This is a genomic window from Alloalcanivorax marinus, from assembly GCF_016785095.1.
Classification (GTDB): Bacteria; Pseudomonadota; Gammaproteobacteria; order Pseudomonadales; family Alcanivoracaceae; genus Alloalcanivorax; species Alloalcanivorax marinus_A.
On the sequence record NZ_JAEKJB010000001.1, the window covers coordinates 284,266 to 304,040 of the forward strand.

The 19,775-nt window shown below is 65.5% G+C and carries 12 protein-coding genes; 3 read left to right on the top strand and 9 right to left on the bottom strand.

The genetic code is table 11. From position 1 onward, the window contains the following. Position 1: 1 nt before the first annotated feature. From JF515_RS01310 to JF515_RS01325, 4 genes are all read right to left on the bottom strand, one after another. A complete protein-coding gene (locus tag JF515_RS01310; protein WP_203100166.1) occupies positions 2-7,576 on the bottom strand; it encodes a DUF637 domain-containing protein in 7,575 nt (2,524 codons plus the stop codon). Next, the gene (locus tag JF515_RS01315; RefSeq protein ID WP_203100168.1) at positions 7,536-9,119 is read right to left on the bottom strand and encodes a ShlB/FhaC/HecB family hemolysin secretion/activation protein; all 1,584 of its coding nucleotides are present in this window, start codon (positions 9,117-9,119) and stop codon (positions 7,536-7,538) included. The genes JF515_RS01310 and JF515_RS01315 overlap by 41 nt, the downstream gene beginning before the upstream one ends. Before the next feature lie 317 nt (positions 9,120-9,436). After that, complete coding sequence (locus tag JF515_RS01320; protein WP_194296041.1) at positions 9,437-10,789, bottom strand: APC family permease; 1,353 nt, start codon at positions 10,787-10,789, stop codon at positions 9,437-9,439. A 70-nt stretch (positions 10,790-10,859) separates the two neighbouring features. Further along, on the bottom strand, positions 10,860-11,999 hold the full coding sequence (locus tag JF515_RS01325) for an ATP-NAD kinase family protein (RefSeq protein WP_203100169.1): 1,140 nt from the start codon (positions 11,997-11,999) through the stop codon (positions 10,860-10,862). A 59-nt stretch (positions 12,000-12,058) separates the two neighbouring features. Between JF515_RS01325 and JF515_RS01330 the strand changes: the two genes are divergently transcribed. Then, positions 12,059-12,229, top strand: coding sequence for a PA1571 family protein (locus JF515_RS01330; RefSeq protein WP_203100171.1), 171 nt, complete (start codon positions 12,059-12,061; stop codon positions 12,227-12,229). Here the strand turns inward: JF515_RS01330 and JF515_RS01335 are convergent. The 3 genes from JF515_RS01335 to JF515_RS01340 form a co-directional block, all read right to left on the bottom strand. Then, entirely contained in the window at positions 12,204-13,319 is a 1,116-nt protein-coding gene (locus tag JF515_RS01335; protein ID WP_203100173.1) for a 4-phosphoerythronate dehydrogenase, read from the bottom strand. The two genes, JF515_RS01330 and JF515_RS01335, sit on opposite strands and share 26 nt — an antisense overlap. Positions 13,320-13,503: 184 nt before the next feature. After that, positions 13,504-13,593 (bottom strand): hypothetical protein, encoded by a 90-nt coding sequence (locus JF515_RS19720; protein ID WP_425305598.1) that lies wholly within the window; start codon positions 13,591-13,593, stop codon positions 13,504-13,506. A 28-nt stretch (positions 13,594-13,621) separates the two neighbouring features. Beyond that, positions 13,622-14,653 carry an AraC family transcriptional regulator gene (locus tag JF515_RS01340; RefSeq protein WP_203100175.1) on the bottom strand — a complete coding sequence of 344 codons (1,032 nt, stop codon included), beginning with the start codon at positions 14,651-14,653 and terminating at the stop codon, positions 13,622-13,624. A 192-nt stretch (positions 14,654-14,845) separates the two neighbouring features. On the opposite strand from JF515_RS01340, the gene JF515_RS01345 reads away from it, so the two are divergent. Further along, positions 14,846-15,277: an SRPBCC family protein gene (locus JF515_RS01345; RefSeq protein ID WP_203100177.1), complete on the top strand. Its 432-nt coding sequence runs from the start codon at positions 14,846-14,848 to the stop codon at positions 15,275-15,277. Between the two features lie 8 nt (positions 15,278-15,285). Beyond that, positions 15,286-17,970: an efflux RND transporter permease subunit gene (locus tag JF515_RS01350; protein WP_203100179.1), complete on the top strand. Its 2,685-nt coding sequence runs from the start codon at positions 15,286-15,288 to the stop codon at positions 17,968-17,970. Between the two features lie 114 nt (positions 17,971-18,084). Here the strand turns inward: JF515_RS01350 and JF515_RS01355 are convergent, their stop codons facing one another. Further along, positions 18,085-19,002, bottom strand: a complete 918-nt coding sequence (locus JF515_RS01355; protein WP_203100185.1) for a cation diffusion facilitator family transporter — start codon at positions 19,000-19,002, stop codon at positions 18,085-18,087. Positions 19,003-19,005: 3 nt separating this feature from the next. Then, positions 19,006-19,740: a peptidoglycan DD-metalloendopeptidase family protein gene (locus JF515_RS01360; RefSeq protein ID WP_338015154.1), complete on the bottom strand. Its 735-nt coding sequence runs from the start codon at positions 19,738-19,740 to the stop codon at positions 19,006-19,008. Positions 19,741-19,775: the final 35 nt, after the last annotated feature.

A 19,775-nucleotide genomic window follows, 5' to 3' on the forward strand; every position in this document is an offset into this window, starting at 1 on the left:
CTCAATCGCTCAATATGGATATATTTGAAGGATCGACACTAATAGGACTATCAGTAATAGCTTGAGACCCTCCTCCATCCCCCCATTTCGGAAATGTTTCAGTAATTGGCTCAGGAATGCCATTAGTATTCCATTCCCCATCAGGAATACGAACGTCATCCAGAATTTGGCCCATATCAAAGTCAACAACATGAGAGGGAGCTCTGGGTAATTGCAACAATTTTTTTGCTTGTTCTGGTGACAGAGTGTGCACATCGTCAAAAGTAATATACGTAGGATCGCGTGGAGCTATCACTCCACCATAGGCCTCCTCAACATTTAATTCTCCACCAAATACTCGATAGCCTGTTCCTGGTATGACTTCACCACTAGCTCTCACATAGAAGTCTGGTCTAGATTCAGGAAGATCAACTGAACCTGCACCAAACCTATCATAATCATAAAACCGGAAATCCCCGAAATCGGTCGCGTCATTTATCGCACGGGTTGCGAACTGAGTCGCCCGCCCAAGTCCATACCCAAGCCCCTTCAGCGCGCCCCCGATACCTGCACCATAGACTTCACCCGCATAGAAGTTACCCACCGGATCCAGGCGGCCCACCTGATTCCAGTCACCTTCCGAGGCGGCATCACGCAGTTGGTACATTTGCCCTCGCATCGCATAGGGCGTATCCGGCAGGGCTGTGACAACATTGAAAACATCCTTGTATTTCTCAATGACGTCAGGATTAAGTATCCACTTGCCGGCATCGACCAGCCCCTCGCCGGTATTGGCCATGGAACCGCCGAAATAGGCAAGCATGTCCGGGGTGGCGGGGGCGGGCCCTTGGCAGGCAGAACTCAGCGCGCAATCATCAGCCCACTGGTCCAGGCTACTGGTGCCAAACAGAGGAACCGGGTTGCCGTGTTCATCTTGGACCAGATTGCCCTCGTCATCGCGTAGCAAGTTACCGCGCCGATTACCCTCCTGCTTCAGAAAGACCAGCGCCTCTTCGTCCAGAGGGATAGACTGTTCATCGTCCTTGTTGACCCTCCTCTGGAGCTGGTCCAGGAGCGTTTGTTCGGCCACCTCCGTGCTTGTACCCGTGCGGGCGGCAAATTTCGACGCCAATTCTTCACGGATCAGTTTTTCCTCATTGCCATGCCGCTGCCGGTTGTACGTATCAGCCTGCTTGGCAACCCATGCGCCGTCGTTGACATCGCCATCCGTCGCCAAGGCGCCGGCCATACCCGCCAGTTGGGCGCCGGCTATGCGCCAGTCGTCATATTTTTGCGGATCGCCACCGCCCAGGGTGCCGGCAGCGTTACCCAGTGGTTTTGACAGCAACTGGTTCAGCCCGGCGCCCGCCGCGCCACTGGCAAAGTCGCCGCTGGTCATTCCGGTGACCAGGCCCCCCGTCATCATATGCAGGCCTGTTCTGCCCAAACCTCCCTCACTCCAGAAGTTCATACTGGACTCACTGGAAGACTGACGCATCAGGCCCAAACCCGTTTCCGCCGCCGCATTGAACGCCAACGCGGAAAGCACATTATTGCCCTGGCTTTCCAGATTCCCGATCAGGTGATCCTGGAAGCTGCCGCCCTGGATGGCGGCGGTGGCGCTGGCGTTGATCAGGCCCTGGCCGGCACTGTGCGCCGCGAAGCCCAGGGCGCCCTGGGCGGTGCCCAGGTCGAAGCCACGGGTGATGGAGTTGATCGGGTCGCTTTGGATGCCGGCGGCTTTACCGAACTCCATGTTGTCGAAGGCCGGGTCCAGCAGGCCCGAGGTGAGGCCGGCGGTGACGCCGCCGACGGCCAGGCCGCGCAGGGTGTCGCCGCTGCCCAGGGTGTCCAGGGTGGCGCCCAGGTCGCCGCCGTTGTTGATGGTGCTGACGGCGGCGGTACTGGCCGCGCTGGTCACCACGGCGGAGGTGGCCGAGCTGATGGCGGTGGCCGTGGCGCCGGTGGTGCCCCCGGCCACGGCGCCGCCCGCTGCCGCGCCTGCGCCGGCGGTCATTGCTGTGACCACGATGGTCACCGCCAGGGCGGTGGCGGGGCCCATGCCCTGGCTGCTGTATTCCCAGCTGTCGTGGAGTTCGCGCACCTGGCGCCAGTCCACGTCGCCGCGTTGGTAGGCGTCCTTCATCCAGGCCAGGTCCGGGTTTTCGGTGGCCATACCGTCGATCATTCGTTCGACGGTTTGCTGGTCCACTTGTTTGACGTCGATGTGGAGGCCTTCGGCGGCGTCGATGGCCAGGTTGCCGGCGGCGACGATTTCGGTTTGGCGGAGGGTTTCGTCGGTGAAGCCTTCGCCTTCCATCTTCTGCCAGGCCAGGTCACCCTGACTTTTCTCGTGGCTCTCCTGGACCAGGTCCTTCACCGATTCGAAGGTGATGCGCCCGCCGCTTTTCAGGGTGGTGTCGCCGCCACTTTCCAGGCGGGCGGCCTGGTAAAGCTGGTCGCCGTCGCTGGTCAGGGTGAGGTCGCCGCCGGCGGTGGCGGTGCTGGTGACGTTGTCCACGTGGGTGACTTCGTCCCGTTTGAAGCTGTGGGCGCCGTAGTCGCCGTCTTTCTCGCTCATGGAGAAGTGGTAGGCGCGGTCCTGGGTGGCCAGGAAGGCGATGGTTCCGCCGGCGACGAGGCCCATGTCGCCGTCGCTGCTCAGATCACTGCCGGCCACCAGGAGGTCGCGGCCGGCGTCGATGCGCAGATCGTCACCGGCGCTGACGGTGGCCTTGCGCTGGCGGACGGTGTCGTGGGTGTATTGTTTTTCTTCGTGGCTGGTTTCGCGGTGGTAGTTTTCGTAGTCGCGGTTGGCGGCGGACTGGATGATGACATCGCCGCCGGCGGCCAGGCTGGCGCTGCCGCCGGCGCTGACGTCGGAGGCGGTGACACCGATATCCTGGCCGGCGGTGATCAGCAGGTCACCGGTGGCATCCACCTGGCTGGCGATTTGCTCGATGGTCTGGGTCTGGTAGCGGCCGCCGTTGGCGCGGCCGTCGAAGCCCCGTTCCAGGGTCTGGCTTTCGATGCGCACGTCACCGCCGGCGTTGAGGCCCACGGCGTCGCCCTGGACGCGGCTGCCGGTGACGACGATGTCGCGGCCGGCGTCCAGGGATACGGTGTCGGCGGCCTGGATCACGCCGGCGTCACCGTGGTCGGTGCGGCGATGGGTGCCGTGGTCCCATTCGGTGACCACTTGCTCGGTCCAGGATTCATTGATGATGTCGCCCTGGCTGCGGATCGAGACCCGGCCGGCGCGGACGGCACCGCTCTGGTTCTTCACATCGCCGAGGGAATCGATGGCGAGGCCGGTGCCCGCTTGCAGGGTGCCTTCCAGGTTCACCACGCCCTTGTTGCCGGCCTGTACGTTGAGGCCGTTGGCGGCGGCGATGATGCCGCTGTTGCCGAGGCCGCCGGCGCGCACATTGATGGTGTCACCGGCGATCACCGCGCCTTCGGCGGTGAGCCGGCTGCTGCCCGGAGCCAGATAGAGCACTGGCACCAGCACGGCGTGGCCGTCCACCTGGCGCTCTTCCATCCACACCAGATCCTGGCGCAGGCTGGTCACCTGCTCGGCGGTGAGTGCCACGCCCATGGACAGCTCCAGCCGTTGCGCTTCGGAGAGGGCGTTGTCCATCAGGCGCTGGTATTGCTGCTGGTCGGATTGGACGTCGGCGTCCAGGAAGCGGCGGCCGGTGGCGGCAAGGATGGCGTCGCGGACCAGCTGCGTTTCGTAGTAGCTGTCGCCGAGGCGGCGCAGTTGCCGGTCCGGGTCGGTGTTCAGGCGGTCGAGCAGGTAGTCCGAGCCGAGGAAACCGTCCAGGGAAGCAAACAGCGGGTTGGTTTCGATCAGGTAGGGGTGGTCGGCGTCGTCGACCACCGTGTAGAGGCTGCTGCGGTTGTCGAGGATGTCGCGCAGGCCGGCGTTGAGGGTGCCGATGACCCGGCTGTCGTCGCTGAGATCCCAGGACACTGGCTGGGGTGAGCCGCCGCCGTCTTCTCCACCACCGCCGGCGCCGCCGCCGTTGTCCTCGTCCTGGTAGTCGCCGTCGTCGAAGACCACTTCCTGGTCGAAGCGCTCCTCGGTGTAGTTGCCCGCCTCTTCCTGAAAATCCAGGGTCACGTTGCTGCCGGCGGAGATCACGCTGGCCACCTGCTCGCCCAGGCCGAACCCTATGTCCTCGGTGTCGGTGACCTCCATTGGCTCGCCGGGGCTGGGTTCATGGTGGAAGTTGTGCCATCTCCGCAGACCGGTTTCCAGGATGGCATGCCGCTTAAGTTCCACCGCTTTGTTGATCAGGCGGTCTCCTTCCAGGTGAAGGTCCCCGGCAGCGGCGAGGGTGCTGTATTCGTTCCGAAGCACGTCGGCGTTGATGGTCAGATTGCCCGCGGAGGACAGGACCGATTGCACGTCTTCGGAGGACGGATCGATGATATCGTCGTAGGCTTCGGCGCCGAACCGGTATTGGTAGATTGCACCGTGGTCGCAATCCGCATCACCTTTTCCATTCCAACCATTGCGTCCCTCGCCACAGGAGAAGTTACGCAGATAAAGGCCACCGCCGTCCTCATCCAGTTTGGCCCGGGTGTGGGCCAGGAAACGCTGGTATTTAAGCGGTGCCCGGTCCTTGAGCAGTTGGGTGACCCGGACCACCAAGTAGAACGTCTCGGCCAATGGATTTTTAGTGTCTCCGGTTCCCCCATAAGCTTCGCCGCCACCGGGAAGGAACTTATACACCGAACCCTCAACAGAACCTTGCTCGGTGGGGCCGCGAAGGGTTTCCTGGAGATACTGAATATCAGCGTCGGAAAGCAGACCGCCCATCTCGTCGTTGATGTAGTCGGTGTATTGCTCTACCCAGTAGTCCACCCAATAAAAACGAGGCGAGCCTTTGGTGACGTACCGCACCAGTGACGACTCCAGATCCGGGTCATAGATAAAGGCCCAGTCGTCCTCGCTGAAGGTGACGTCATCGATGGTGAGCCCGATTTCCATCATTTCCATCAGTTGGGCAATGGTCAGGGGGTCGCTTTTGCCCAGCGTCACTTCCCGGCTGTTGTCCAGGGAGTGGGTAAAGATCGCCAGGTCGCCGGCGTTGGTGGTAATGGTGCCGGAATGGTTGATGACCTGGCCGGTCTTGCCCTGCTCCTGGTCGGCGGCGATCAGCAGGTTGCCGTTGGCGACGATGTCGGCGCGGTCGTTGGTGACGCGCTCCGAGGCGAGCAGCGCCATGGCGCCGCCGCTGCCGAGCAGAGCGCCGTCGCGGTTGGTGAGTCGCTCGCCCTGGAACAGAACATCGCCGGCGGCGCCCAGGGTGCCGTCCTGGCCGCTGGCCTGGGCGGCGCGTTCATTGAGCAGTTCGTCGACCTGGAGCGCCAGGTTGCCGGCGGCGAACACCAGCCCGTGGTTGGTCAGGCGCTCGCCGGTGACGACGGCGTTGCCGCCGCTGCGCAGGATGGCACCGGCGCGGTTGTCGATCTCATCGGCAGTCAGGGACAGCCCCTGGGCGCCGGCCACGGTACCTTCATTGCGCAGCGACACCACGCCGTCGGTCAGGGTCAGCACGCCGCCGGCTTCTAGAGTGGAGGTGTTGGTGATGCCGGTCTGGTCCAGGGTCAGGTCACCGGCCACGCTGATCAGGCCGTCGTCGTTGTTCAGTGCGTCGCCGCTCAGGGTGGCGTCACCGCCGGCCATCACGTCGCCGCGCTGGGTGAGCGCGCCGTCGGTGTGGACGTCCAGATCGCCGTTGGTGAGCAGATCACCGTCGTTGTCCAGGCTGCCCGCGTTCAGGGCCAGGTTGCCTTCGGTCTGCACGGCGCCGGTATTGGCGAGCGCGTCCTCGGTGTCGATGGCCAGATCGCCCACCGCCAGCACCTGGCCGCTGTTGTCCAGGGAGCCGGCCTCAATCCCGGCGTCGCCCAGACTCTGCAGCGCCCCCTGGTTGATGAGCGCCCCGTCCACGGAGACCGCCAGTTGCTCCTCCGCCACCAGGGTGCCCTGGTTCTCCAGTTCGCCGGCGTCCACGGTGAGCGTGGAGCCGGCGGTTACCAGGGCGCGGTTGTCGAGGCGGTCGGCCACGTTCAGGGTGACGTCGCCAGCGGACTGGATGCGGCCTTGCCGGTGTTCCAGGTTGGTGGCGGTGACCGTGGTTTGTTCGCCACCGTGGGCCAAACCCTGATTGGTCACGGCGTCGGCGCTCACCGCCAGGGTACCGTTGGCGATGGTTTCGGAGCCGTCGTCCAGGGTCAGTTCGGTGGCGTCCAGCCGGGCATCACCGCCGGCGGTGACCGAGCCGGCCTGGCGCAGGGCGCCGTCCGCGCCCAGCGTCACGTCGCCGTTGGCGGAGACGGTGCCGGTGTTGTCCAAAGTGCCACCGTGCACCTCGGCCTGCCCATCGGCGAGGATTTGGCCGCCGTTGTCCAGATCATCCTCGGCGCGCACGGTTACCTGTGCGCCGGCCAGTTCCCCCTGGTTGTCCACCGTGCCGGCGTCCAGGGTCAGGTCCTCCACACCCAGCCAGCGAGCACCCTGATCCAGGCGGACGCTGTCCAGTGCCATCGCCAGATGGTTGGCGGAGGTGGTGCCGGCCACGGCGTGGTAGGCCTCGGCCTGCACATCGATGCGGTCGCCGGCCACCAAGTTGCCTTCGGCGGTGATGTCGTTGGCGGCGAGCTGGACCGAGTCGGACGCGCTGATTTCCTTGAAACGCAGTTGGCCGTTGGCGCTCAGGGTAACGTCGCCGTTCTGGGCCGCCACCGGCGCGTCCAGGCGAACCCCCACGCCCTTGTCGTTGCCGATCAGGCGGATGCGGTTGGCGTACATGCCGCCCAGGGCGGCGGAATCGATGGCGAACTCCGGCCCGTCGCCGTCGTCCTCATGGGCCTGGGTGGCGAGGCTTTCCCGGTCCACTTCCTGGCGGCCGGCCACCACGTTGAGCCGGTCGGCGTTGATCTCGCCGCTGATCGACACCGAGCGCGCGATCAGATCGAAACGGTCCACGTTGGTGGTGGTGGCGCCGTCCTCGCCGATGCGTACCTGGCCACCTTGCACGTCGAAGGCTCGCAGAGCGCCGTCCTTGTCCATGATGGCGCGGCCGGTGGTGAGGGTGGCATGGTCGGTGTTGATGAAGCCGCAGCCCTGGCAGGAAATGCCATTGGGGTTGGCCACCACGATGTCCGCCTTGGCGCCGCCCACTTCGAGATAGCCGTGCAACGCCGAGGGATTGGCGCCGATCACCTCGTTGAGGATCACCTTGGCGCTGCCATTACGCAGATTGGGGTTGGCCTCGATGTAACCGGCCAGCTCAGTGCGGCTGAGCTGGCGCCCGTTGTTGAGGATCAGCCCGCGCTCGTCGACGTTGAAATCCTGGTAGAAGTTTTGCGAGACACCGGCGCCGTTGGGGTTCCGGATATTGACCACCGGCACGCCGTTAGCGGCCCGGTCGGTGGCGCCCCGGGTGGGCGTGACACCGTCGGCGGCCGCCAGCAGCGGCTGCCAGATGAGCAGTAGCGACAGGCCGTAAACCAGGCCGCGCCGCGCCCTTCCGTGGGCGTTAGAATTGGACGTACAGGCTCGCCAGGACTGTGTATTCATGATCCGTCATCTCCGTTGAATGCTGCTCCATGGGCCAGGTGATCTGGGTGGTCAACTGAATATCGCGGTAGCCGAGGCCGAGCCCGGCGGTGGCCGAGGCCAGGCGGGTAAAGTCGTCCTCGTTGCCGTTGTCGGGCACCACGCCCAGGTCGTAGGCGACGAACGGCTTGAGGCTTACCGGGCCGGTGATCGGCGGGTAGAAATCGAATTGCAGGCTGCCGGCGGTGGCGCTGTTGCCGCTCACCGAAAGGCTGTCGTAGCCGCGCACCGCGGCGCTGGAGGCCAGGGACAAGCGTTCCGAGGGGAACAGTTCGTGGCGGCTGTACTGGCTGTTCAGCCGCAACTGCAGGGCACCGTAAAGCGGCTGGATGAAACGGGTGGCGGACAGAAACAGTTGGTAGCGGTCATGCACCGCGTCGGCCACTTCAGCGCCGCCCGGCAGCCGGGTGGCCGGGCCGGCGGTCCAGGCCCGTTCTGCGGTGAGGTTGCCGGCCAGTTGCACCCGGCCAAGCCGGGACTTGCCGCTCAGACGCAGGCCGCCGGTGCGCAGTTGATAGCTGCTCACCTGGATGGTGGTCTCCTCGATGCGGTTGTCCACGTCGGTGTAAGCGCCGAGCAACGCCAGGGACAACCGCGTACGCTGGGAGCGGTGCAGCAGCCGGGTGAGCTCGAAGCGGGAAATTTCCGTGAGACCGGAGGAATCGAAGCGCTGGAAAATCCCCGCCACCTCGTTCTGGTAGGCCTGGCGGCTGTAGCCCACGGCCAGATTCCAGTAGCCCAGGCTGATGTCGTAGTCCAGGCTGGCGCCCCAGGCGCGGTCGGAGAACTCCTGGTCCAGATCGCCGTTGACGCCCAATGACAAGCGATCGGTGACGCCGAAGGGGCTGCCCCAGTCCAGATTGAACTGGCCGGTGCCGTGGGTGACGTCGCCGTAGTGTTTTTCGTTGAGAATCAGACTGCCCTGGTAGCGTCGCGGCCAATCGGCGTGGCCGACGATCACGGTGCCACCCTGCCCCTGGCCGGGCGCCAGATCCATCTCCGCGTCCAGATGCGGCAGCCGGGCCAGGGTTTCCACGGTGTGTTCCAGGGCGCGCAGGTTCAGCAGGTCGCCGGCGCGCAATGGCAGGGCCCATTCCAGCACCCGGTCGGGCAGGCCCTCGCCGCGCCAGCCCTCCACCCGTCCGGGCACCAGCAGCAGGGTCAGTTCGCCGTCGGCGATGTCCTGCTCGGGCAGCAGCACCCGGCTGGTGACATAGCCCCGGTCAATCAAACGGTTGCTCAGCTCCGCCTGCAAGGCACGGATGTCGTTGAGGGTCAGGCATTGCCCTCGCAACGGTTCCAGCGGCGCGGTTAACCAATGGCCGAACGGGATGGCCGCGCCATCCGGCGTGGTCAGCGTGAGCCGCTCCACGATGAAGCAGCCCCCACCGTCGGTGTCCTCCGGCTCGGGTACCAGGGCACCGGGCCGGTCGCCGGGCACGCGCATTTCCTCCAGGCGTTGCTCCTGGCGCTGCCGGTCCTGTTCCTGAAGACGGTCATACATACGTTGCTGGGGATCCGGAGCCGCCCAGGCGGTGGCGACGAATACGAAACCCGCGAGCAAAAGAAGAGAAAATCTGATCGGTCTTTCCCCCAAGCCATCCATGACATGGTCCCGACCCCGCCGGCCCCCACCGGCTTGCCACGACGCCGCGCCATCCGGGCGCGTCGTCAGAGTCAGGCGTTATTATGAGACTGAGTATAGGAAAGAGAGCCGACACCTTCACCGCCGAAAACGACGGCGAGCGGCACTTTATGCAAAAAACTTGACCTTATTCACAAAACCACCCCCCTCCCGCCACGGGGCCGGGACCGCCCCGCTCAGGAGTGCGATTCGTGATGATGGCCCCGGTGCGCCAGAGTCCGTTTGCGTGCGTCGGATTTCAGGAACCACTGCTCTCCGGCGGCGAGCAGGATCATGGTGACCAGCGCCACCCCGATCACGAACGGGTCGGACGCCAGCTTGGTGATCACGAAGCCGCCCAGCGCCAGCAGATCAAGGATGATCGCGGTCACAGGTACCCAGCGCCGGGCGCCGATATCGTCCAGCAGGTAGCGCAGCACGCCCCAGTGAATGGCGATGTCCATGATCAGGTAGAAGATGATGCCCAGCGCCGCGATGCGCGACAGATCAAAGAAGGCGGTAAGGATCAGGCCCAGAACCACGGTGTAGACCAGGGTGTGTTTCTGGATGGTGCCGGGCATGCCGAAATGGCTGTGCGGCACCAGCTTCATTTCCGTGAGCATGGCCAGCATCCGCGAGACCGCGAAAATGCTGGCAAGGATACCGCCCGCCGTGGCCAGCATTGCGATGGCGACGGTGAACCAGACGCCGTACTCACCCAGCGCGGGTCGGGCGGCGGCGGCGAGGGAGTAGTCACGGGTAGCGACAATCTCGCTCAACGATAGATTGCTCGCCACGGCAAACCCCACCAGCGTGTAGATCACGATGCAGGCGGCGATGGAAATGACGATGGCACGGCCCACGTTACGGTGCGGGTCGATCACCTCGGAACCGCTGTTGGTGATGGTGGTAAAGCCCTTGAAGGCGAGAATCCCCAGAGCGGTGGCGCCAAGAAAACCGCCGATGCCGGCGCTTTCCCCCACGCGATTGAAGTCCACCGCCACGCTGTCCGCCAGCCATATGCCGACCAGGCCGAACATCAGAATCCCGCCGATTTTCAAAACGCCAATGAAACCCGCCACGCCCTGGATCAGGCGGTTACCGAGCAAGTTGATGATGAAGGCGGTGAGAATCAGCGCCACGCCCAGGGTGGGCACCATGCGCCCGGATTCATCGCCGCCAAACAGCTGCATGGTGTAGGCGCCGAAGGTACGTGCCAGGAAGCTCTGCGCGATGACCATGGAAAAGTACATCAGCAAGGCGTTGAACGCCGTGGGCAGCCGGTCGCCGTAGGCCTTGTGCAAGTACATGCCAATGCCGCCGGCGGACGGATAGGCGTTGGAAATCTTGACGTAGGAGTAGGCGCTGAACGACACGATCACCGCCGCCGCCAGGAACGCCAGGGGAAACAAGGCACCGGTCATCTGGGCCATCTGTCCGGTGAGCGCGAAAATGCCGGCGCCGATCATCACCCCGGTGCCCAGCATGACCGTGCCCGCCAGGGTCAGGCTGCCTTCGGCGTATTTCGTGGTGCGGTCCTGATCCGCCATGAAGTGCCCCCTTGAAGCATGTGAAGCGTGCGAGGAAAGAGGCAAAAAATAGCATTTTCGCCGGGTTTGTTCAGCCGGCGTCGGTGGCCACGCGGTACAGCAGGGTGTCCTCGTAGCCACTGGTGATCGGCCACAGGCCGCACAGCGCCCGGTCCAGCTCCGGGTCGCCGGTGTCCACCACCAGGGGGCGACCTTGCAGGGTGCCGAGTTTGGTGCGGCTGGCCAGGATCTGGATGTTGGCCTTGCCGAGCCGGCGGATCACCGCCGGGCTGAACTGCTGGTTGCCACGCCCGAACAGGTGGCCCTGGCCGCCGATCACGGTAAGCAGGGCTCGGGCCGGTTGATCGCCGATGATGTCGAGGATTTGTTCGGCGCCAACGTCGGCGGCCACCACTTCCTGATCGCGGATGATGTCCACGCCGAGCAGCGTGTTGGGCAAACCGAGCAGTTCCATCACGGTGGCCACGGTGGAACCGGAGCCCACCAGGTACCAGGTGCCCGGTTCCAGGTTGTCGATCACCGAGGCGGCGATTTCGGTGACCACCAGATCCTCCACCTCTCGGCCGCCGCATTTCACCTGTTGCAGGTAGCGGCCTTCGGCGGGCACTTTCAATTCGCCGTAGTGGCGGGCGCGGACCTCACCGTGGCGAAAGGCATCCTCGTCAATGTCGCGGACCTCGGCGTCGTGCAGCGCCACCAGGCCACCGTGGACCAGGTCCGCCAGCAGCCGGCCGGCGGCGTCCGGGTTGATGGCATAGACCGCCGAGTGCATCTTGCAGCCGGCGGGGACGCCGAGCACCGGGATGTTGTCACCCACCGCGTCCACCAGATCCCGGGCGGTGCCGTCGCCGCCGGCGAACAGCAGCAGCTGGGCGCCGGCGTCCAACAGCGCGCGGGCCGCCTCGCGGCTGTGCGCGGCGTCACTGGGAGACGGCGAGGCGCCGATCACTTCGGCCTCCAGGCCCGCCGCCCGGCAACTGTGCTCGCCCATGTCGCCACCCCAGGTGAGCACGCGCAGGTGGCCGGCGTCACCGGCCACCGCCTGCAGGGCGCGGGTCATGCGCGCCACCGCCATCGGCGTGGCGCCCCGGCGCAGGGCTTCCTCGCGGGTGGCTTCGCCGTCGCTGCCCTTGAGGCCCACGGCGCCGCCGATGCCGGCGAACGGGTTCACGAGAACACCGACCACCAGAACATTGCGCGCTTGTGTCATAAAACGATCACACCTTTTTCCAACAATGACCGCGTCGAGGAAAACAGCGGAGAAGCATCATGAACCGTCTTCAGTATTCACAGGCCGCCGGTCGTCGGGAATTCAACGGCGCGGCGCTGGTTGACGAGCAGGGCCGGGAAATTCCCATCACCGAGGCGATGATCCTGCGCGCCTGCCGTGAGCTGGAGCAAGCCTGGCACTACCCTACTCCGGCGCGAAAAGCCGGCTGACCAGGGGTTTGAACGGCGCCGCCACCCCGCCCGCGTGGCGCCAGTAGAGCAATTCATGCCGGGCCGGGTATTCCTTGCGCAGGGCGTCGAAGGCGGCCCCCGGGTCCGGCGCGCGCACGGCTTCACGCAGGCGTGCGTCGTCCTCGTGGAGCCGGTAGGCACGGCGCAGCAGCGCCAGCAGGTCCGCTTCGTCGTGGACCGGCGCGTCCAGCTCCGCGTCCTCCGTTGGTGGCGCCATCTCCGGCGCGCTCTCGCCGCGCCAGTGGCACCAGGCCCGGTACAACATGGCGGTGCCGCGCCATTTGCCTTCCATGCTGTAGCCGGCCACATGGGGCGACCCCAGAAACACCCGGTCGAGCAGCGCCGGGTCCAGGCACGGTTCATTCTCCCATACATCCAGCAGCGTCAGCGGCGCGTCCTCTTCTTCCAGCCGTGTGGCCAGGGCCCGGTTGTCGATCACCGGGCCCCGGCAGGTGCTGATCAGGGTCTGGTCGGGGCCGAGGCGAACCAGACGCCCGGCATCGATCAGATGGTGGGTGGCGTCGTCGCCATCCCGGGTGAGCGGCACGTGCAGGGTGATCAGGTCCGCTTCCAGGGCGGCGTCGAGGGGCCCCAGGGGCACCGGGGCGCGGGTGCCGGCCCGGGCCAGGGGCGGATCGCAGCCGATCACGGTGACGCCCAGGGCATTGAGCCAGTCCGCCAGGCGGCCGCCCACGTTGCCCAGGCCGACGATGCCGACGCGGCTTTCGCGCAGCGTTCTTCCCTGTTTGTGGCAGGCCAGTAGCAGCGCCTGAAGCACGTACTCGGCGACGGCGCGGGCATTGCAGCCGGGGGCGTGGGCGAAGGCGATTCCCAGTTCCCGCAGGGCCTGGCGGTCGATGTGGTCGGTGCCGATGGTGGCGGAGCCAACGAAACGCACCGGGGTGCCTTCCAGCAGGGCGCGGTCGACCCGGGTGACCGAGCGGACCAGCAGCACCTCGGTGTCCTGGAGTTGGTCGCGGGTCAGGGTGCGACCGTTGACGCGGGTGACCTGGCCCAGGGATTCGAAGGGGGTCAGGGCGGGCATGTTTTCGTCGGCGACGATGCGCATTGAATCAGGACTCTCTATTGGAGGTTACTACGTAGCGGGGACGCTCACGGCCGGGTACAGCCGGGCGCGGACACGCTACGAGTTCGTCCCTGAAGGCTCGGGTTTGGCCATCCCTGGCCAAACACGGTCCGCGCCCGGCTGTACCCGGCCGTGAGCGTCGTGTCACACCTCATACTCTGCCCTTTTATTCACGGAAGAGGGAGAGGGCGCTGTCTTCGGTGGTTTGGGTGTAGGGGCCACCGAAGAGGTTGTGGTGGTTGAGGAGATGATACAGGTTGTAAAGGCGGCTGCGGTGCTGGAAATCACGGTCGTGGGGGTCCTGGCCGTGGGCGCGCCAGAGCGCGGCGCCGGTATTCGCCGGGGGCGCAGCCCTTCCAGCGTTTGAAGGCGTGGTAGAAGTTGGCGGTGTCGGAGAATCCCAGATACAGCGCCAGATGGCCCATGTCGCAACAGGGCTCGCGCAGCCGACGGCAGGCGTATTCCATGCGCACCTGATCGCGCAGGCGGGCGAACTGGACGCCTTCGTCGCGCAGCCGGCGTTGCAGGGTACGGGCGGTCATGTTGAGGTCCGCGGCCACCCGCTCCACGGTGAGACCGCCCTGCCCCAACCCGCCCCGCAGGCGCTCCAGCACGCGCCCGGCGACACCGCCGGCCCGGGACAAATCCAGCAGCAGGCCGGCGGCGGCGGCCTCCAGGCGCGCCCGGCGGTGGGCGTTGGCGGCGGGCAGCGTCTGGCCCAGCAGCGCCGGGGAAAACTCAATGGCGTTGCTGGGAGCACCAAAATCCAGCGGACATTGAAAGAAGGCGTCGTATTCGTCCCGTTGCGTGGGCGGCGGGTGGCGAAACAGCACCCGATGCACCGGCATGCGGCCACCCAACAAGGAGCGCCCTACCGCCACCAGGCTGGCCAGCACCAGATCGTCATGGGCCGGGTGGCGGGCAAAGGTCAGCCCGTCACCGCCGGTGATCGTCAGGGTGCAGTGGTGCTCGCCGCGCTCAAGCTGGAACGCCAGGTACGGCACCACCAGGTTCTTGTAGCGGAACAGCAGCGCCAGCGCCTGTTCCAGGGTGCTGGCGGCGGCCATCAGGCGCCCCAGCAGGTCCAGGCGGCGATAATCGTGGTCACGGCCGGCGCGCAGGCCGAACAGCGGATCACCGGCATCGCGAAATACCGTGCTCAACAGGCGGTCGAGCTGATCCAGGGTCAGATAGCGATCGCCGGCGCCGAGGTCCACCCCGGCGCGCTCGAACAGGGTGGCCGCGTCGAGCCGGCCGCGCAGGGCCATCTCCAGCAGGCCCGGCAGGACCGACGCGGGCAGGTGCGTTCCCACCATCACGTTTCCTCGTTGATTATTATTCTATCCGTGCCGTCGTGGGCGGACCTTCATGGAACGATGATGGCGTCGCGCCCACATTGACCGAAGGTTCTCCAGGTCGGTCCCGCCGGTCAAGGGCATAGGGACCAATTAGGTGGTGAGCGCCGGTCATGATGGGTACTCTTGGGGCCTCCGGAAAACGAGGACGTTATGCTGAAACGCTACTTCATCGACGAAGTGACCGACACCCGCGCCTCCCCCCGCCAGGCCTTTTCCCTGTTCAGCCAGGTCGACGGCTGGTCCGACTGGTGTTCCGTGGTACGCCACGCGCGGCTGTTCGGCGGCCAGTGGCGACGCGGCGCCAGCCTGCTGTTCGTGGCCGATCTGCCGCGCCTGCCGCCGGCGCCGGTGGTGGTGCGCGTGCATGAGTACCGGGAAAATGAGTGCATCGCCTGGGGGCTGGATCTGCCCATGGCGCGCCTGATCCACCGCTTCACCTTCATCGCCGACGGCGACGGCGGTTGCCGGGTGCATCAGGAGGAATGGTCCGAGGGGCTGCTGACTCTGCTTACCCTGCCCGCCGGCCGCCTCATTCACCGCTTCGATCAGCGTTTCGCCGCGGAATTCGCGGCCATGTTCTAGGGCCCGTCATGATGTCTCGATTGTTCCGCGCGTATTGCGCGGTGGTACTGCGCCACCCGATGCTCTGGCTGCTGGTGGTGGCTCTGATGTGCGGCGTCGCCGCCTGGCAGGCCCGCGATTTCAAACTGGATGCCTCCGCCGAATCCCTGACCCTGGAAAACGACCAGGCCCTGGAGTACTACCGCAAGATCGCCAAGCAGTACGGGGGCAGCGATTTCCTGGTGGTCACCTATACCCCCAGCGACAGCGAACTGTTCAGCCGCGACACACTGAAGGATCTGCAAAGCCTGCAGAACAAGCTCAAGAGCCTGGACCGGGTTGCCTCGGTGTACAGCCTGCTGGACGTGCCCCTGCTGTTCAGCCCCAAGGTGGAATTCACCGATCTTTCCGACGGCTACCGCACGGTGCTGGACCCGGACGTGGACCTGCCCCTGGCGAAACAGGAATTCACCGACACCAACCCGCTCTATGAGGACCTGCTGGTCAGCGACGATGGTCGCACCACCGCCATGCTGGTGACCTTCGAGCGCGACGAACGCTATTTCGAGCTGCTCAACCGGCGCAACGCACTGCGCGAACAGCAACGCCAGGGGACCTTGAGCGACGCCGACGCGGCGGAGCTGGAACGGGTCGATGCCGAGTTCAGCGACTACAACAGCCAGGTGCAGGCGCGCACCGCCGAGGAGATCGAGGCGATTCGCGGCATCATGGACGGCTACCGGGACCGGGCCCGGCTGGTGCTCGGCGGCGTGCCGATGATCGCCTCGGACATGATCCGCTTTATCCGCTCGGACCTGGAAATTTTCGGCATCGGGGTGGTGGCGTTTCTGATCCTCACCCTGTTCCTGATTTTCCGGCGCCCGCGCTGGGTGGTGGTACCGCTGCTGTGCTGTGGCGTCACCGTGCTGACCGTGACCGGCTGGCTCGGCTTCATGGACTGGAAGGTGACGGTGATCAGCAGCAACTATCTGTCGTTGCTGCTGATCATCACCATGTCGATCACCATCCACCTGACCGTGCGCTATCGGGAGCTGCACGAGGAGAATCCGGACGCCACCCAGGGCTGGCTGCTGCGCGAAACCGCCGCCCATATGATGCGCCCCAGTGTGTACATGATCCTGACCACCATGGTGGGCTTCTCGTCCCTGGTGATCAGCGATATCCGCCCGGTGATCGACTTCGGCTGGATGATGACCGTGGGCCTGGGCGTGGCACTGGTGACCTGCTTTCTGGTGTTCCCCAGCCTGCTCGGCGGCCTGACGCCGGGCCAACCGCGCCAGGGCCGCGACCTGACCCGTCAGGTGACCCTGGGCTTCGCCGGCTTCACCGAACGCCACCGCGCCACCCTGTTGGTGGTCACCCTGGTAGGGATGGCGGCGGCGCTGTGGGGCATGACCCGCCTGACCGTGGAAAACCGTTTTATCGATTATTTCCAGAAGGACACGGAAATCTATCAGGGCATGCTGCAGATCGATCGCAAGCTGGGCGGCACCACCCCTCTGGACATCGTCATCGACGCGCCGCCCCGGGAGCGCAAAACCGCCGGCCATGGCAGCGCCGCGCCCGCCCGGGACGCGGACGGTTTCGACGCGGTCCAGGATGATCCATTCGCCGGCGGCGCCACCGCGTCCCGTGACGATGCATCCAGCGGCGACCCGGCCGCTACCAACGATGGTTTCGGAGCCGTCCAGGACGACCCGTTCGCCGCGGGCGAGAGTGACGATTTCGGCGCCGGACAGGACCCGTTCGCCAGCAATGCGCCGAAGGCCGCCGCCGACCCGGGCCCGGATCTTCAGGGCGCGTACTGGTACACGCCGCAGCGGTTGGAACGGATCATCGAGATCGAGGATTACCTGCAATCGTTGCCGGAGACCGGCAAGGTGCTGTCCATCGCGACCACCTACAAGGTGGCCAAGAAGATCAACGGCGGCCCGCTCAGCTATGTGCAGTTGATGCTGCTGGCCAGCTTCATTCCCGAGGATCTGCGCGGCCAGCTGGTGAGCCCCTACTTGTCCGACGACGGTCGCCAGATCCGCATCAGCGTGCGGGTGGTGGATTCCTACCCGGGGCTGAACCGGGACGATCTGCTCAAGAAGATCAACGACGACCTGGTCAGCCGGTTCGATCTGAAACCGGAGCAGGTGCATCTGACCGGCGCCATGGTGCTTTACAACAATATGCTGCAGAGTCTGTTCGACTCACAGATCAAGACCCTGGGCTATGTGTTCACGGCGATTCTGATCATGCTGCTGTTGCTGTTCCGCTCCCTGCCGGTGGCACTGATCAGCATGGTGCCGAGCCTCGTCAGCGCGGCCACGGTGCTGGGGCTGATGGGTTGGATCGGGCTGCCGCTGGATCTGATGACCATCACCATCACCGCCATCACCATCGGCATCGCGGTGGACGATACCATTCACTATGTGCATCGCTTCCACGAGGAGTGGCCGGTGGACCGTGACTACGTGGCGACCATGCGGCGCTGCCACGGCTCCATCGGCAAGGCGATGTATTACACCTCCCTGGTGATCATCGCGGGCTTCTCGATTCTGGCGTTTTCCAACTTCAACCCGACGGTGTACTTCGGTCTGCTGACCGGGCTGGCGATGCTGGTGGCGTTGCTGAGCAACCTGACGTTGTTGCCGGCGCTGTTGATCACCGTGCGGCCGAAGCTGCGCGCTGGCCAGGCGGGTTGATGTTAGCCAGGCCACCCCGGGGGGGGGGGGGTGACGGCGGCGCGGGGCGCGGGATTCCGGGCTATCGCGGCTAAAGCCGCTCCTACGCGGCTTTAGAATGCGGTAGGAGCGGCTTTAGCCGCGATCCGGTTCGACCGGGACGTGCGGCGGATCGGGCACCGGGTCGTGGTGGATGATCACCTCGGCGGCGGGGTAATGCTTGAGGATATCGGCGCGGATACGCTCCCCCAGGGCGTGGGCTTCCTTGAGCGGCAACGTCTCGTCCATGTCCACGTGCAGCTGAATGAACCAGGTACGCCCGGACTGGCGGGTACGCAGGTCGTGGAAACCCAGCGCCTGCTCATGCTCGCCGACCACGGCGCCGATCACGTCGCGCACCTCGCCGGGCAGTTCCCGGTCCAGCAGCAATTGCACGGATTCCCAGCCGATCTTCCAGGCCGAACGCAGAATGTAGAGCGCGATCACCAGGCCCACCAGGCCGTCGGCGGCGTCAAAGCCCAGGCCGCTGACCAGCAGCGCCAGGATAATACCGGCGTTGACCGCCAGGTCCGACAGATAGTGTAGTGAGTCCGCGTCGATGGCGGTGGAGCCGGTGCGTCGCACCACGTACTTTTGCACCACCAGCAGCAGCGCCGTAAGCGCGATGGAGAACACCATTACCCCGACGCCCAGGCCGGTGGCTTCCAGGGGTTGCGGATCGAGCAGCTTAAGCACCGCTTCCCGAAGCAGGTAGAGCGCCGAGCCGGCGATCAGCACGGACTGCCCCAGGCCGGCCAGGGCCTCCGCCTTGCCATGACCGAAGCGGTGCTCGTCGTCCGCCGGCACCAGGGAATAGCGGATCGCCGCGAAGTTCACCAACGACGCCAGGGAATCCATGATCGAGTCGATCAGCGATGCCAGCAGGCTCACCGAGCCGGTCAGGGTCCAGGCCACGCTCTTCACCGCGATCAGGATCAAGGCGGTGAGCACCGAGGCGCTGGCGGCGAGGGTCAGCAGCCGGCGGGCCTGATGATCGTCGAGGGCGTCGGGCATGGATCAGGATTTCCTTGGCAGCAGAGTGAGCGGGTCCACCGGCTGGCCGTCCTTGCGGATCTCGAAGTGCAGTTGAGTATGCAGGGTACCGCTGGCGCCCATGGTGGCGATTTCCTCGCCGGCGCTCACCTGGTCACCTTCCTTCACCAGCAGTTTCTTGTTGTGGGCGTAGGCGCTCAGCCAGCGGTCGTTGTGCTTGATGATCAGCAGGTTGCCGTAGCCGGTCAGCCCGCTGCCCCGGTACACCACCCGACCGGCGGCGGCGGCCCGCACCGGGCTCCCCTCGCGACCACCGATGGCGATGCCACGGCGGCCTCCGGCGGCGGTGGAGTAGCGTTCCAGCAACTTGCCGTCCGCCGGCCACTGCCAGGGCACCGGGCCGGTACTGGCCGGGCTGCTGGTCTTGGGCGGCGCCGGCGGGCTGCTGGAACGGCTGGCGGTGCTGGAACCGGAAGACGCGGCACGGGAGCCGGCGGAGGAGGACGAGGAGGAAGCGGTGCGCCGCTCCGGCGTGGTCTCGGTGGCCGACGCGCCGCCGAACGAAATCACCTGCCCCGGATAAATGGTATAGGGCGCGCCGATGCCGTTGGTGCGCGCCAGGGACCGGTAGTCCCAGCCGTAGCGCCAGGCGATGGAATACAGGGTTTCGCCGCGCTGTACCCGATGGCTGCCGGAGGTGACCCGGGTGCCCTGCTCATCGCGTTGGTAGATGTCCACCACCGGCGGCGGGTTCCGCACGGCGCAGCCGCACAGAATCATCGATACGACTATGG